The sequence below is a fragment of the Pseudomonas sp. AKS31 genome (assembly GCF_023634765.1).
Taxonomy (GTDB): domain Bacteria; phylum Pseudomonadota; class Gammaproteobacteria; order Pseudomonadales; family Pseudomonadaceae; genus Aquipseudomonas.
The window spans coordinates 29,520-43,086 of sequence record NZ_JAMLFX010000004.1; the positions used below are offsets into that span (position 1 = coordinate 29,520).

Genomic DNA, 13,567 nt, shown 5'->3' on the forward strand with positions numbered 1-13,567 from the left:
CCCACAGGTGTGTGACTGGAGATTCTGATTTACCCGGGAGAGTGTTATGAAACTGTTGGTCGTCGAAGATGAAGCGCTGTTGCGCCATCACCTGCAAACCCGCCTGACGGAAAGTGGCCACGTTGTCGAATCCGTGGCCAATGCCGAAGAGGCGCTGTACCAGACCGGACAGTTCAACTTCGACCTGGCGGTGATCGATCTCGGCCTGCCGGGCATGGGCGGTCTCGACCTGATTCGCCAATTGCGCGCGGCCGGCAAGACCTTCCCGATCCTGATCCTCACCGCGCGCGGCAACTGGCAGGACAAGGTCGAAGGCCTCGCCGCCGGCGCCGACGATTACGTGGTCAAGCCGTTCCAGTTCGAAGAGCTCGACGCGCGCCTGAATGCCTTGCTGCGCCGTTCCAGCGGTTTCACCCAGTCGACCATCGTCGCCGGTCCGCTGCTGCTCGACCTCAATCGCAAACAGGCGAGCCTTGACGAGCAACCGCTGGCGCTGACCGCTTACGAATACCGCATCCTTGAATACCTCATGCGCCATCACCAGCAAGTGGTGCCCAAGGATCGCTTGATGGAGCAACTCTACCCGGACGACGACGAGCGCGATCCAAATGTCATCGAAGTGCTGGTCGGTCGTCTGCGGCGCAAGCTCGAAGGCCCGGCCGGGTTCAAGCCGATCGACACCGTGCGCGGCCTCGGCTACCTGTTCAATGAGCGCTGCACTTGATTCGTTCCCTTCGCGTTCGCTTGATGCTCGCCGCCACCACGTTGGCGGTGTTGTTCATGCTCGCCTTGCTGCCGGCAATGCAAGGCGCGTTCAGCTTGGCCTTGCAGGATTCCATTGAGCAGCGGCTGGCCTCGGATGTCACCACGCTGATCTCGGCTGCACGCATCGAAAACGGTCGGTTGGTGATGCCGACGCAACTGCCGGATGAGCGCTTCAACCTCACCGACTTCCGTTTGCTCGGCTACATCTATGACCGCGAAGGGCATCTGGTGTGGCGCTCGAAAGCCACCCAGGAAGAGCAGATCAACTACAAGCCGCGTTATGACGGCCTCGGTAACGAGTTCGCGCGGATCCGCGAAAGCAACGGCCAGGAATTCTTCGTCTATGACGTCGAAGTCAAACTGCTCGGCGGCAAAAGCGCGGCGTTCAGCATCGTCGCCCTGCAACCAGTGCGCGAGTACGAAACCACCCTCGAAGGCCTGCGTGAAAATCTCTATCTGGGCTTCGGCGCTGCATTACTCGTGCTGCTGGCGCTGTTGTGGATCGGCCTGACCTGGGGCCTCAAAGCCCTGCGCCGGCTCAGTCAGGAACTCGACGAAATCGAAGGTGGCACTCGTGAGAGTCTGACTGAACAACACCCGCGTGAACTGCTGCGTCTGACCGGTTCGCTCAACCGTTTGCTGCACAGCGAACGTCAACAGCGCAGTCGCTATCGCGATTCCCTCGATGACCTGGCGCACAGCCTGAAAACGCCGTTGGCGGTGTTGCAAGGCGTCAGCGAAGACATGGCGCAACGTCCCGAAGAGCGCGATCAGGCCTGGGTGCTGCAAAGCCAGATCGAACGCATGAGCCAGCAGATCAGCTACCAACTGCAACGGGCCAGCTTGCGCAAAAGCGGGCTGGTGCGACATCAAGTGCGCTTGCAACCGGTGCTCAAAAGCCTCTGCGATACGCTGGACAAGGTTTACCGTGATAAACATGTGCGGGTGGCGTTCGATCTGCCCGAGCATTGCTACGTGCCGATCGAGCAGGGCGCGTTGCTGGAGATGATGGGCAATCTGCTGGAAAACGCTTATCGCCTGTGTCTGGGCGAAGTGCGCATCAGTGTGCGCGAGACTCTGGCCGGAATTGAACTGTGCGTCGAAGATGACGGCCCGGGCGTACCGCCGGATCAGCGTGCGCGGATTCTTGAGCGCGGTGAGCGACTGGATGCCCAGCATCCGGGGCAGGGCATCGGGTTGGCGGTGGTCAAGGACATTATTGAAAGCTACAACGCCAAACTCGCACTGGGGGATTCGCCGATGGGCGGGGCGGCGTTCAGGATTCATTTTCCGGCGGTGTGATTAAAAGCTGCCCTCACCCCAGCCCTCTCCCAGAGGGAGAGGGAGCCGACCGAGGTGTCTGGCGTTATCCATCGACCTGAAATAGCCAGTCGATTATGGATTCAACAGCGAAGTTTCAGGTCGGCGGATTTACCGAGCATCCCCCAATCAGTCCCTTCCCGCTCAGAGCGAGGGGACTGATCGAATTGTCTTTGGAAAATTATCGACCTGAGCGATTTGCAGCGAATATGGATTCAATAGAGAGCTTGCAGGTCGGCGTATTTCTCAAGCATCCCCCAATCAGTCCCCTCTCCCTCCGGGAGAGGGTTAGGGTGAGGGGCTTTTGATTTAGCGCCTCATTGTTCCTGCGCCCGATAAGCCCCCGGCGTCAGCCCCGTCCACTTCTTGAACGCCCGGTGAAACGCCGACGGTTCGGAAAACCCCAACTGCTCGGCAATCTGCTGCAACGACAGATCCGCCCGGCCCAAATGATAAATGGCGATATCCCGCCGCAACTGATCCTTCAATTCCTGAAAACTGCTGCCTTCTTCACGCAAATGCCGGCGCAGCGTTTGCGGGCTGATGTGCAAGTGCGCCGCCACCGCTTCCAGATCCGGCCAGTGTGCCGTGTCGCGACTGAGCAAACGGCGCAAACGACTGCTCAGGCTGTCGCCTTCGTCCGGGCGTGAGAGCAGGTCGGCGGGGGAACGTTCGAGGAAATGTTTGAGTGTGCGTTCGTCCTGCAACAGCGGCATAGACAGATAGCGGCTGTGGAATAAAAGGCTGCTTTGCTCGGTGCCGAAGGTCAGCGGGCAGGGGAACAGCAGGTCATATTCAGCCCCATGCTCGGGGCGCGGATAGCTGAAGCTCGCTTGTTCGAGGCGAATCCGCTGGCCGATCAGCCAACTGCCGAGGCGATGCCAGATCACCAGCAAACTTTCGGTGAGAAAGTGATCCGGGTCCCACATCTGCGAATCAGCGAGGCTCAAACGCACCCATTCGTCTTCGCGCGTCAGGCTCAGGCGTGGGGCTTCGGGGAATAGGCTATAGAACAATAAACCGCGTTGCAGCGCTTTCTCCAGATTGCGGCAGTGAATCGAGGCATGGCACATCATGGCGAAACTGCCGGGTTTGCTGGGTGCGTTGCCGAAACCCAGGTACTCGTCGTCCAGCGCCAGCCACAGGCCCTGGATCAACCGGGTGAATTGTTCCGGAGCAATGCGTGCGCGGGGTTCGTCGAGCAATTCCGGGCTGATGCCCAGTTGCGACAGCAGCTGCGAATAATCAAAACCCAGGCGGCGCGCGCCACCGAGGGCGGCACGGGCGAAATGACTGGCGATGGTGCGTTCGCGCATAAGCGGCAGATCCTTCCTCAGGCGCCGGATGGTAGCCGGCGGCTGGACACGCCTACAAGGCGGATTTCCGCCAAATTGCAGGACGACAAGCGGCGAGTTGGCGGAAATCCGCCACACTTGAGTCACTGGACGGTGACATTCGTACACCTGTAATCCCTGATATCAAAAGGCTTGCTGGCAATCGCACCAAAGTGGCACGAGGTTTGCGATACAAGCCACAGAAGCGTGCGTTTGGCCCTGATGGAAAATGCTGCTCCAACAACAAATCCCTCCAGTGCAGGAGGGTTCGCAATTAAGGTTTCGCGGCCAACAGATGGATGTTGTCACGCGGAACGCTTGAGGAAACCTGCAATGACGACTCGTCAGCCACTGTACAAATCCCTGTATTTCCAGGTGATCGTTGCCATCGCCATCGGCATCCTGCTTGGTCACTTCTACCCTCAGACCGGTGTGGCCCTCAAGCCGCTGGGTGACGGGTTCATCAAACTGATCAAAATGGTCATCGCCCCGATCATCTTCTGTACCGTTGTCAGCGGCATCGCCGGCATGCAGAACATGAAATCCGTGGGCAAGACCGGCGGCTACGCGCTGCTGTACTTCGAAATCGTTTCCACCATTGCCCTGCTGATCGGTCTGATCGTGGTCAACGTTGTGCAACCGGGCGCCGGCATGCACATCGACGTCACCACTCTGGATGCCTCGAAAATCGCCACTTATGTGACGGCCAGTAAAGACCAGAGCATTGTCGGTTTCCTCCTCAATGTAATCCCGAACACCATCGTCGGCGCGTTCGCCACCGGTGACATCCTGCAAGTGCTGATGTTCTCGGTGATCTTCGGCTACGCCCTGCATCGCCTGGGTTCGTACGGTCGTCCGCTGCTGGACATGATCGATCGCTTCGCCCACGTGATGTTCAACATCATCAACATGATCATGAAGCTGGCGCCGCTGGGTGCTTTCGGCGCGATGGCCTTCACCATCGGTGCCTACGGCGTCGGCTCGCTGGTGCAACTGGGCCAGTTGATGATCTGCTTCTACATCACCTGCATCCTGTTCGTTGTGCTGGTGCTGGGTGCGATCTGCCGTGCTCACGGTTTCAGCGTGTTCAAGCTGGTGCGTTACATCCGTGAAGAACTGTTGATCGTACTGGGTACATCCTCGTCGGAATCGGCACTGCCACGCATGCTGATCAAGATGGAGCGTCTGGGCGCGAAGAAATCGGTAGTGGGTCTGGTGATCCCGACCGGTTACTCGTTCAACCTCGACGGTACTTCGATCTACCTGACCATGGCGGCCGTGTTCATCGCTCAAGCGACTGATACCCACATGGACATCACCCACCAGATCACCCTGCTGCTGGTATTGCTGCTGTCCTCCAAAGGCGCGGCTGGCGTGACCGGTTCGGGCTTCATCGTGCTGGCAGCGACCCTGTCGGCGGTCGGTCACCTGCCGGTGGCCGGTCTGGCGCTGATCCTTGGTATCGACCGTTTCATGTCCGAAGCCCGTGCACTGACCAACCTGGTTGGTAACGCAGTAGCCACCATCGTGGTTGCCAAGTGGGTCAAGGAACTGGATACCGATCAGCTGCAAACCGAGCTGGCCTCGGGCGGTCGCGGTATCTCCGACGAGCGTGAAGAAGATGACCTGGGTGTGGCTGAAGGCCCAACCCCAAGCAATGTGAAGTAAGCACTGCTTGCCTGGAAAAACCCGCTTCGGCGGGTTTTTTCTTGCCTGCGATTTGAGCATAACGGTCACACCCGCTGACATTTGCGGTGATTGCCGTACGCGGTATCGCTGCCTAGGCTGAGTGCATCGCCCAAGGAGTTCACCCATGTCCGCACCGCTGGCCTCACTGAAGATCCTCGATTTCTCGACACTGTTGCCGGGGCCGTTCGCGTCGCTGTTGCTGGCGGACATGGGCGCCGAAGTGCTGCGCATCGAGTCGCCGACGCGCCTGGATCTGTTGCGGGTATTGCCGCCGCATGATGGCGGAGTCTCGGCCAGTCACGCCTACCTCAATCGCAACAAGCGCAGCCTGGCGCTGGACCTCAAGCAGCCCGCGGCACTGGAAGTGGTCAAGCAACTGCTGGCCGATTACGACATCGTTCTCGAGCAGTTTCGCCCCGGTGTGATGGCGCGTCTGGGGCTGGGTTATGAAGCGCTGAAGGCGATCAACCCGAAGCTGATTTACGTGTCGATCACCGGTTATGGCCAGACCGGGCCATACAAGGATCGCGCCGGGCATGACATCAACTACCTGGCGCTGGCGGGACTGGCCAGCTACAACGGCCGCGCCGACAGCGGTCCGCTGCCGCTGGGCATGCAAGTGGCGGATGTTGCCGGAGGTTCATTGCACGGGGTGATCGGCTTGCTCGCGGCGGTGATTGCTCGTCAGCAGACCGGGCAGGGCACGCATCTGGATGTGAGCATGACCGATTGCGCGTTCAGCCTGAATGCCATGGCCGGTGCCGGCTATCTGGCGTGCGGCGAGGAGCCTGCGTGGGAAGAGCAGATGCTCAATGGCGGCAGTTTTTACGACTACTACCGCTCTCGCGATGGGCGCTGGATGTCGGTGGGCAGTCTGGAACCGGGGTTCATGCAGCAATTGTGTGCGGCGCTGGGCCGGCCGGAGTTGGCAGCGCAGGGCCTGTCGCCCAAGCCTGAACAGCAGCGAGCACTGAAATATGCGCTGACGGTCGAGTTCGAAAAACATGACTTTGCCGAGCTGTGCGAGATGTTTGCCGGGATCGATGCGTGTGTCGAGCCGGTGTTGAGTCTGGGCGAGGCGGTGCGCCATCCGCAGTTGCAGGCGCGGGAACTGGTAACGCAGGTGCCGCGTGAGGATGGTACGACGCAGGCGCAAATGGCCTGTCCGTTGAAGTTTTCCAAGGCGTTGCCGGCGCCGCGGCATGTTGGCGCGGCGTTGGGGCAGCATACGGATCAGGTGTTGGGGGAGTTGGGGTTGAGTCCTTCGAAAATTGAAGAGCTGCGCCGGGCCAAAGTCATTCTTTAGTGCCTGTTCTGGCCTCATCGCTGGCAAGCCAGCTCCCACAGTTTTCGAGGTGTCCACAGATTCTGTGTAAGACACCTAAACCTGTGGGAGCTGGCTTGCCAGCGATGGGGCCAGTCAGGGCGACACAAACTGACTATTCCACCCGCATCTCACCACTGAATACCAGCGTGTTGCGGCATCGCCGACACAAATACCGCCGCCCCTGCCGCACCAGGCTATGGCGCTGCGCCGAAAACGGGAAATCACTGTCGGCACACGGGCATTTGTAGATATAGCGGGTCGCGCTGCGACGCTTGATTGCATAGGTGTGGCAGCGATCCGGCGGCAGTTCGTAAACGCCGCGCATGATCAGTTGCCATTCCTCGCCGTGGGGCTGAATGCGCTCGCCAAACAACTGATGGGCGATCAGGTGCGCGACTTCGTGGGCCACGGTCTGCTTGAGGAAGTGTTCGGTGTTTTCCCGGTACAGCTGCGGGTTGAAGCGCAGCAGGTTCTCGTGCAGATGCGCGACACCGGCTTTTTGCCCGCGCAGCTTGAGGCTGACAACAGGGCGCGGGAAGGAGCGTTTGAAAAAGGATTCAGCGAGTTGGTAACAGTCTTCGACGCGGGTATTGAGTTGCTCGGGCATGCTTGATGGATCTCCAGAGGCGTCGAGTATGCCGCAACCCTGTGCACTTGCGAATCGCCAAGCTGCCGAATGGTCATGCCGAGAACGAGAAGGCCGCCTTGCGGCGGCCTGAGTTGGCAGATCTTGTTTTTCTCGGAGGGTCAGTTCGTATAGACCGGGCCGACGCCCAAGCCCCAGACGATCACGGTGAACGCCATGATGGCCACCAGAACCACCAGACCCACCGCCAGCACCGAGCTGGAAAACAGGAAACCTTCATCCGACGGAATATTCATGAATGTCGGCAGCCCCACGTACAGCAGATAAACCGTGTAACAGATGGCCGCCGTGCCGACGATCATCCCCAGCCACATATGCGGATACAGCGCCGCCAGTCCACCGACAAACAACGGTGTCGCGGTGTAGGTGGCGAACGCGACGCACCGTGCCAGGCTCGGGTTGGCGTCATAGGTGCGGGCCATCCAGTGCACGAAAGCACCCATGACCGCGACCCCGCCCAGCATCGCCAGGTAGGACATGATCGTCATCCACAGTGCGCTTTCAAAGGTCAGCATCACCGGCGCACGGTTGCCTATCACCCAGCCGACCTGAGTCGTGCCGATAAATGCCGATACAGCGGGTATCGCCGCCAGAATCAGCGTGTGGGTGAGGTACATGTGGCTGATGCTTTCCTCTTGGTCGCCACGGATTTCCTTCCATTCCTGATCGGGGTGGGTAAAAAGTCCCACTACGTGATGGATCATGCCATTCACTCCTCTTGTTATTGCCATCGCCCCCCAGCGGAGCGCCTACGGGCCAAGGTGGCCGAGCAAATACAGGTCTTCAGATTGTGTGCGACCTTATGTCGCAGTATAGAAAGGACTTACCCGTACAGGTATCAGGGGCTTAGAGCAAATCGCGCTGTAAACACAAGACTTAATCGCCGTACAGTCTTGAGTGATCGGACTTCCGATCCTGTAGGAGCTGCCGAAGGCTGCGATCTTTTGATCTTGTTTTAAAAAATCACAATCAAAAGATCGCAGCCTTCGGCAGCTCCTGCATGAATATGCATTTCAGAATGCGACCGTTCGGTATGCTTCGCCCACGCCGGGTTTTTGCGTAAAATGCCGGCCTTTCGTCACACCTCACGGATTCCGCGTCATGGGCACTCTTACGGTCAACCAGAACAAACTGCAAAAGCGCCTGCGCCGCCTGGCCGGCGAAGCGGTCGCCGATTTCAACATGATTGAAGACGGCGACAAGGTCATGGTCTGCCTGTCCGGGGGCAAAGACAGCTACACCATGCTCGACGTGCTGCTGCACCTGCAAAAGGTTGCCCCGATCAAGTTCGAGATCGTCGCGGTGAACATGGACCAGAAGCAGCCGGGCTTCCCCGAGCATGTGCTGCCGGCCTATCTGAAAGAGCTGGGCGTCGAGTACCACATCGTCGAGAAAGACACCTATTCTGTGGTCAAGGAACTGATCCCGGAAGGCAAGACCACCTGCTCGCTGTGCTCGCGCCTGCGTCGCGGCACGCTGTACACCTTTGCCGACGAAATCGGCGCGACCAAAATGGCCCTCGGTCACCACCGTGACGACATTGTCGAAACGTTCTTCCTCAATATGTTCTTCAACGGCTCGCTCAAGGCGATGCCGCCGAAGCTGCGCGCCGATGACGGTCGCAACGTGGTGATTCGTCCGCTGGCGTACTGCAACGAGAAAGACATTCAGGCGTACTCGGACTTCAAGGCATTCCCGATCATCCCGTGCAACCTCTGCGGTTCGCAGGAAAACCTGCAGCGTCAGGTGGTCAAGGAAATGCTCCAGGACTGGGAGCGCAAGACCCCGGGCCGTACCGAAAGCATCTTCCGCAGTCTGCAGAACGTGATCCCGTCGCAACTGGCCGACCGCAACCTGTTCGACTTCACCAGCCTGAAGATCGACGAGACCGCAGCTTCGCGCTTCGTCAACGTCGTCAATCTGTAAACACCTTCAAATGTGAGAGCGAGCCTGCTGGCGAAAGCGGTGTGTCATTCAACTGATTTGTTGACTGAGACTCCCACTTCGCGAGCAGGCTCGCTCCCACATTGGTTTCTTCGCTTTATTCAATAGGAGAGGGCATGCGCGATTACAAGTGGCTGCACGAATACTGTCTGAACCGCTTCGGTTCGGCGGCTGAACTGGAAGCCCATCTGCCTGTTCCCAAGACTCCCGCACAACTGCGCAAGATCAGCGACGACCGCTACCTTTCGACCATGGCCTTGCGCGTATTCCGCGCTGGCCTCAAGCACAGTCTGGTCGACGCCAAATGGCCGGCCTTCGAAGAAGTGTTCTTCAAGTTCGACCCGGAAAAAGTCGTGCTGATGAGCGCCGAACACCTTGAGCGCCTGATGCAGGATGCGCGGATCATCCGCCACCTGGGCAAACTCAAGAGCGTGCCGCGCAATGCGCAGTTCATCCTCGATGTCGAGAAAGAGAAGGGCAGTTTCGGCGCACTGATCGCCGACTGGCCGGTGACTGATATCGTCGGCCTGTGGACGTACCTGAAAAAGCACGGCCATCAACTGGGCGGGCTCTCGGCACCACGGTTCTTGCGCATGGTCGGCAAAGACACATTCGTGCCGAGCTACGACGTGGTCGCGGCGCTGAATGCCCAGAAGATCGTCGACAAAGTGCCAACCAGTCAGCGTGATCTGGCGATTGTGCAGGATGTGTTTAACCAGTGGCACGAACAGAGTGGCGGGCGGCCGATGAGCCAGATTTCGATGATGCTCGCTTACACCGTCAACCATTAAGACCGGGTCGCCCCAATCGCTGGCAAGCCAGCTCCCACAGGTTTTTGTATTGATCACAATATTGTGTTTCAACACAGACCCTGTGGGAGCTGGCTTGCCAGCGATGGCGGTCTGTCAGGCGACGCTGACCTCGCCTTCGCCAGCCAGTTTGCGATTCAACTGATACCGCCACCGCACATACAGCAGCGCCGAGCAGAACACCGCCAGGCTGGCGACCATCTCCAACACCCCAAACCACTGGCGGTTCGGGTCATACGCCGCCAGTGCGCCTTTGATGAAATACAGATTCACCACAAAACACATCCACGAATGCCCACGGGCACTACCCATGATCATCGCCGGGGCGAGCACGATCCACGGGATCAGCTCGACCAGCAGAATCACCCACGGCCGTGCACCGTGCAGATCGGCGAAAACCAGGTAGTAGACAGCGAGCAATCCGGCCAAAGCAAAAAAACTCAGCAGGCTGAGCACCCGCATCGCCTTCACCCGTGGCTCAAGCCACTCGACACTCGGCAGAATCTTCGGCTTCTTCGCCATCTCAGCCCACCAGTTTCTGAGCGGTTTTCGCCAGCCGCAGACCCAGTGCGCGACACAACGCCACTTCATGCGGATCGAGGCCATTTTTGCCGTCAGCCCCAGCGTGATGGCTGGCACCGTAAGGTGTGCCGCCGCCCTGGGTTTCCAGCAGCGCCGACTCGCTGTACGGCAGGCCGGTGATGAGCATGCCGTGGTGCAGCAGCGGCAACATCATCGACAGCAGGGTGGTTTCCTGACCGCCGTGCAGGCTGGCGGTTGAGGTAAACACACCGGCCGGTTTGCCGACCAGAGCGCCTGTCAGCCACAGGTTACTGGTGCCGTCGAGGAAGTACTTCAGTGGCGCGGCCATGTTGCCAAAACGCGTCGGGCTGCCGAGAGCGAGGCCGGCGCAGTTCTTCAAATCATCCAGCGTCGCGTACAGCGCGCCTTCGTCCGGGATGGCCGGGGCCACGGCTTCGCACTCGGTGGAGATCGCCGGCACGGTGCGCAGGCGCGCTTCGAGACCGGCCTGTTCGACACCGCGGGCAATCTGCCGGGCCATCTCGTTGGTCGAGCCGCTGCGGCTGTAATACAGCACCAGAATGTACGGCGCGCTCACGGCAACAACTCCAGCACATTTTCCGGCGGACGACCGATCACGGCTTTGTCGCCGACCTCGAGAATCGGTCGTTCCATCAGTTTCGGGTGCTGGGCGATCGCGTCGATCAGTTGCGCTTCGCTGAGGCTTTCGTCAGCCAGCTGAAGCATTTTGTATTCATCTTCCCCGGTGCGCAGCAATTGGCGTGCGCTGATCCCGAGTTTGCCGAGCAGGGACTTGATTTGCGCCGCGTTCAGCGGGGTTTCCAGGTAACGCACGACGTTTGGCGTCAGGCCGCGGGCTTCAAGAAGCTCCAGCGCGCCGCGGGATTTCGAGCAGCGCGGATTGTGATAAAGCGTCAGATCGGTCATGGCGGGTCGCTTCTGGCGTAAAGTGGCGGCTATTCTAACTGTGCAGCGCGCAATCCAGAACCTTCGGAGGCAATGGGTCGCAGGCGCCTTCAAATTTTCTCAAGGAACACGACATGACACGGCGATTGGCAGCGGCATTGACGATTATCGGGGCGTTGATGCTGGGGGGCTGCGGAAATGATTACGGGATCGACCAGAACGGTCAGAAAGTTGCGTCCGAACGTCTCGACAAGCAATGGGTGGTGCTCAACTACTGGGCCGAATGGTGCGGCCCGTGCCGGACCGAGATCCCGGAACTCAACCATCTGGCAGATGAGCTGAAGAGCAAGAACGTCGGCGTGTTCGGGGTCAACTTCGACAATGTGCAAGGCGTGGAGCTGAAGGACGCCAGTGAAAAACTGGGTATCAAGTTCACCGTGCTGGCGCAGGATCCGGCTGAACTGTTCGAATTGCCGCGCAGTGAGGCGCTGCCGGTGACCTACATCATCGACAACAAGGGCAAGGTGCGTGAACAGTTGATGGGCGAGCAGACGGCGGCGGGGGTGATGGCCAAGCTTGAGGCGTTGCGGGCGACCCAGTAACGTCAAAAGCCCCTTACCCCAGCCACTCCCGGAGGGAGAGGGGCCCGACCAAGGTGTCTGGCGAAGTACATCGACCTGAAAAAACCAGTCGATTATGGATTCACCAAAGCCACATCAAGTCGGTGTATTCCGCGAAGCCAGCAAGTCGGTTATGGATTCACCAAAGCAGGATCAAGTCGGTGTATCTCTGGAATATCCCCCAATCAGTCCCCTCTCCCCCTGGGAGAGGGTTAGTGAGGGCTTTTTAACCCTCTTCCAGCCACCAACGCAAAGGCTTGCCTTGCGCCGGCCAGAAACGCATCTGCTCGATCGGCGAGATGTCCCAGCGCTCGACGTGTTCCAGCGCCTGCAGGAAACGTTGTTCCTGCTCCATCAGCGCCGGTGCGCAGAGTTTGCGAGTCTTGCCGATCTTGCCGAAGGTCAGCTTGTCACCTTCCAGCGTGTACGGCGCAAACCAGTGGTTGCAACCGCCATTGCCGTAGGCGCGGCCATCATCACCGAGGGTCACGGTCAGATGGCTGTAATCCATCAGCGGGCGCTCGCCGATCCACTCCAGAATGTAGCTGCGGTTCTGTTGCAGTTGCACCGGCTCTGCCGCGCAACCCACCAGACCCACACCGACCATGGCGGTCAGGGCAAAGCGTTTCATCACGCAGGCTCCTGGCATTTCGGGCACAGGTGCTTGTCGCCAACGGCTTTCCAGCCCAGCTCGGCGATGCGCGCGGTGGCCGCCGGTTTCTCGGCGGCCTTGCCGAGTTTGGCGTCCACGGCGAATTCGAAGCTCAGCTCTTTGGCGCAGCTGTCGCAGTTGACCTGCCAGGTGTGAATCGCCAGTTCACCGAACACCGGACCCGTGGTCATCGCGGTCCATTGGCCCGGCGGGTTGATCAGATGGCGGACGGTTTCAACGGTCAGTCGCATGGACAAGTCCTTGCTGCCTTTGAGGGTGACCAACAGCGCGTCACCGATGCGAATCGAGCCACCATTGCCGGTGACCTGATAGCGGCCCGGAACGAGGGCGCGGCATTCGGTGAGGGTGTGTTGCGGGTTCATCAGGGTGTAGCGGAAATCGTGTTCGACCATGGGTCCTCCAAATATGCGCGACATGCTAGCACGGGCTTGATTGCAGAATGATGCGCGCGTGCGACCTTCGATCCGGTTCAAATGCCGCGACACTCATGGCAAACTGCCGGCCTCGAATCTGAAGGAACGGAACATGGCGCTGATCGAATGTTATGAATGCAAAAAGAGCATCAGCTCCGAAGCCTCGGCCTGCATTCATTGTGGAGCTCCGATGGCGGAGCAAACCGCTCACGCCCAGGCGCAGACAGTCGCGGCACCGGCTCAGCCGTCGACGATTTCTTTTGGCAGTCTGCCGCGTAACAAGGCTGTGCCCGAAGTCAGTGCTCCGGCGCCTGAACCGCAACCGTTACCGAAAGTCATGCCGGCCGCCGCGCGGCGTCGGCGCCAGCAGCCAACCGAGCAACCGGCCACTGAGCAGGCCAATGCCGACGGCAGTCGTCCAGTGGAAGGCTGGCTGAAGATCATGATCTTCCTGCTGCCGATGGTTTTCGTCTGGTTCCTGCTGCGCTACGGCCACTCGATGAAACAGCGCTTTTTTGGCTTCGGCTGGCTGGCGCTGCTGATTCTGGCGTCTTCGCTTTCACCGAAATAAACGGAAT

The 13,567-nt window shown here is 59.4% G+C and carries 16 protein-coding genes; 8 read left to right on the forward strand and 8 right to left on the reverse strand.

From position 1 onward, the window contains the following. The first annotated feature begins 46 nt into the window (after window positions 1-46). Both M9827_RS14390 and M9827_RS14395 read left to right on the forward strand, forming a co-directional pair. Window positions 47-724 (forward strand): response regulator transcription factor, encoded by a 678-nt coding sequence (locus tag M9827_RS14390; protein ID WP_093442145.1) that lies wholly within the window; start codon window positions 47-49, stop codon window positions 722-724. After that, the gene (locus M9827_RS14395; RefSeq protein WP_038367433.1) at window positions 721-2,067 is read left to right on the forward strand and encodes an ATP-binding protein; all 1,347 of its coding nucleotides are present in this window, start codon (window positions 721-723) and stop codon (window positions 2,065-2,067) included. The genes M9827_RS14390 and M9827_RS14395 overlap by 4 nt, the downstream gene beginning before the upstream one ends. Window positions 2,068-2,402: 335 nt before the next feature. On the opposite strand, the gene M9827_RS14400 is transcribed toward M9827_RS14395, so the two are convergent. Further along, entirely contained in the window at window positions 2,403-3,401 is a 999-nt protein-coding gene (locus tag M9827_RS14400) for an AraC family transcriptional regulator (protein ID WP_250605923.1), read from the reverse strand. 351 nt (window positions 3,402-3,752) lie between these two features. Here M9827_RS14400 and M9827_RS14405 point away from each other — a divergent pair, with 351 nt between their 5' ends. Next, complete coding sequence (locus M9827_RS14405; RefSeq protein ID WP_130929328.1) at window positions 3,753-5,087, forward strand: dicarboxylate/amino acid:cation symporter; 1,335 nt, start codon at window positions 3,753-3,755, stop codon at window positions 5,085-5,087. Window positions 5,088-5,232: 145 nt separating this feature from the next. After that, complete coding sequence (locus tag M9827_RS14410) at window positions 5,233-6,414, forward strand: CaiB/BaiF CoA transferase family protein (RefSeq protein WP_250605924.1); 1,182 nt, start codon at window positions 5,233-5,235, stop codon at window positions 6,412-6,414. Between the two features lie 133 nt (window positions 6,415-6,547). Here the strand turns inward: M9827_RS14410 and M9827_RS14415 are convergent, their stop codons facing one another. Further along, window positions 6,548-7,042 (reverse strand): SprT family zinc-dependent metalloprotease, encoded by a 495-nt coding sequence (locus tag M9827_RS14415; RefSeq protein WP_250605925.1) that lies wholly within the window; start codon window positions 7,040-7,042, stop codon window positions 6,548-6,550. Window positions 7,043-7,182: 140 nt separating this feature from the next. Then, window positions 7,183-7,785, reverse strand: coding sequence for a Yip1 family protein (locus M9827_RS14420; protein ID WP_016773629.1), 603 nt, complete (start codon window positions 7,783-7,785; stop codon window positions 7,183-7,185). A gap of 397 nt (window positions 7,786-8,182) precedes the next feature. Between M9827_RS14420 and ttcA the strand changes: the two genes are divergently transcribed. Together ttcA and M9827_RS14430 are read left to right on the forward strand one after the other, a co-directional pair. Further along, window positions 8,183-9,007 carry a tRNA 2-thiocytidine(32) synthetase TtcA gene (gene ttcA / locus M9827_RS14425; protein WP_123453360.1) on the forward strand — a complete coding sequence of 275 codons (825 nt, stop codon included), beginning with the start codon at window positions 8,183-8,185 and terminating at the stop codon, window positions 9,005-9,007. Between the two features lie 134 nt (window positions 9,008-9,141). Further along, window positions 9,142-9,816: a DNA-3-methyladenine glycosylase I gene (locus M9827_RS14430; RefSeq protein ID WP_250605926.1), complete on the forward strand. Its 675-nt coding sequence runs from the start codon at window positions 9,142-9,144 to the stop codon at window positions 9,814-9,816. A 114-nt stretch (window positions 9,817-9,930) separates the two neighbouring features. Here M9827_RS14430 and M9827_RS14435 read toward each other — a convergent pair whose 3' ends face one another. Genes M9827_RS14435 through arsC form a run of 3 tightly spaced genes read right to left on the reverse strand, consistent with a single transcriptional unit; the run spans window position 9,931 to window position 11,304 of the window. Then, window positions 9,931-10,356: a DUF2069 domain-containing protein gene (locus M9827_RS14435; RefSeq protein ID WP_250605927.1), complete on the reverse strand. Its 426-nt coding sequence runs from the start codon at window positions 10,354-10,356 to the stop codon at window positions 9,931-9,933. A gap of 1 nt (window position 10,357) precedes the next feature. After that, complete coding sequence (wrbA, locus tag M9827_RS14440; protein WP_250605928.1) at window positions 10,358-10,954, reverse strand: NAD(P)H:quinone oxidoreductase; 597 nt, start codon at window positions 10,952-10,954, stop codon at window positions 10,358-10,360. Then, window positions 10,951-11,304: an arsenate reductase (glutaredoxin) gene (gene arsC, locus M9827_RS14445; protein WP_250605929.1), complete on the reverse strand. Its 354-nt coding sequence runs from the start codon at window positions 11,302-11,304 to the stop codon at window positions 10,951-10,953. The genes wrbA and arsC overlap by 4 nt, the downstream gene beginning before the upstream one ends. Window positions 11,305-11,417: 113 nt before the next feature. Between arsC and M9827_RS14450 the strand changes: the two genes are divergently transcribed. Then, window positions 11,418-11,885, forward strand: coding sequence for a TlpA disulfide reductase family protein (locus M9827_RS14450; protein ID WP_250605930.1), 468 nt, complete (start codon window positions 11,418-11,420; stop codon window positions 11,883-11,885). A 244-nt stretch (window positions 11,886-12,129) separates the two neighbouring features. Here the strand turns inward: M9827_RS14450 and M9827_RS14455 are convergent, their stop codons facing one another. Both M9827_RS14455 and M9827_RS14460 read right to left on the reverse strand, forming a co-directional pair. Then, the gene (locus M9827_RS14455) at window positions 12,130-12,534 is read right to left on the reverse strand and encodes an META domain-containing protein (protein WP_250605931.1); all 405 of its coding nucleotides are present in this window, start codon (window positions 12,532-12,534) and stop codon (window positions 12,130-12,132) included. Next, a complete protein-coding gene (locus M9827_RS14460; RefSeq protein WP_093442198.1) occupies window positions 12,534-12,968 on the reverse strand; it encodes a hypothetical protein in 435 nt (144 codons plus the stop codon). The genes M9827_RS14455 and M9827_RS14460 overlap by 1 nt, the downstream gene beginning before the upstream one ends. 133 nt (window positions 12,969-13,101) lie before the next feature. On the opposite strand from M9827_RS14460, the gene M9827_RS14465 reads away from it, so the two are divergent. Beyond that, the gene (locus tag M9827_RS14465; protein WP_250605932.1) at window positions 13,102-13,560 is read left to right on the forward strand and encodes a hypothetical protein; all 459 of its coding nucleotides are present in this window, start codon (window positions 13,102-13,104) and stop codon (window positions 13,558-13,560) included. The last annotated feature ends 7 nt before the right edge of the window (window positions 13,561-13,567 follow it).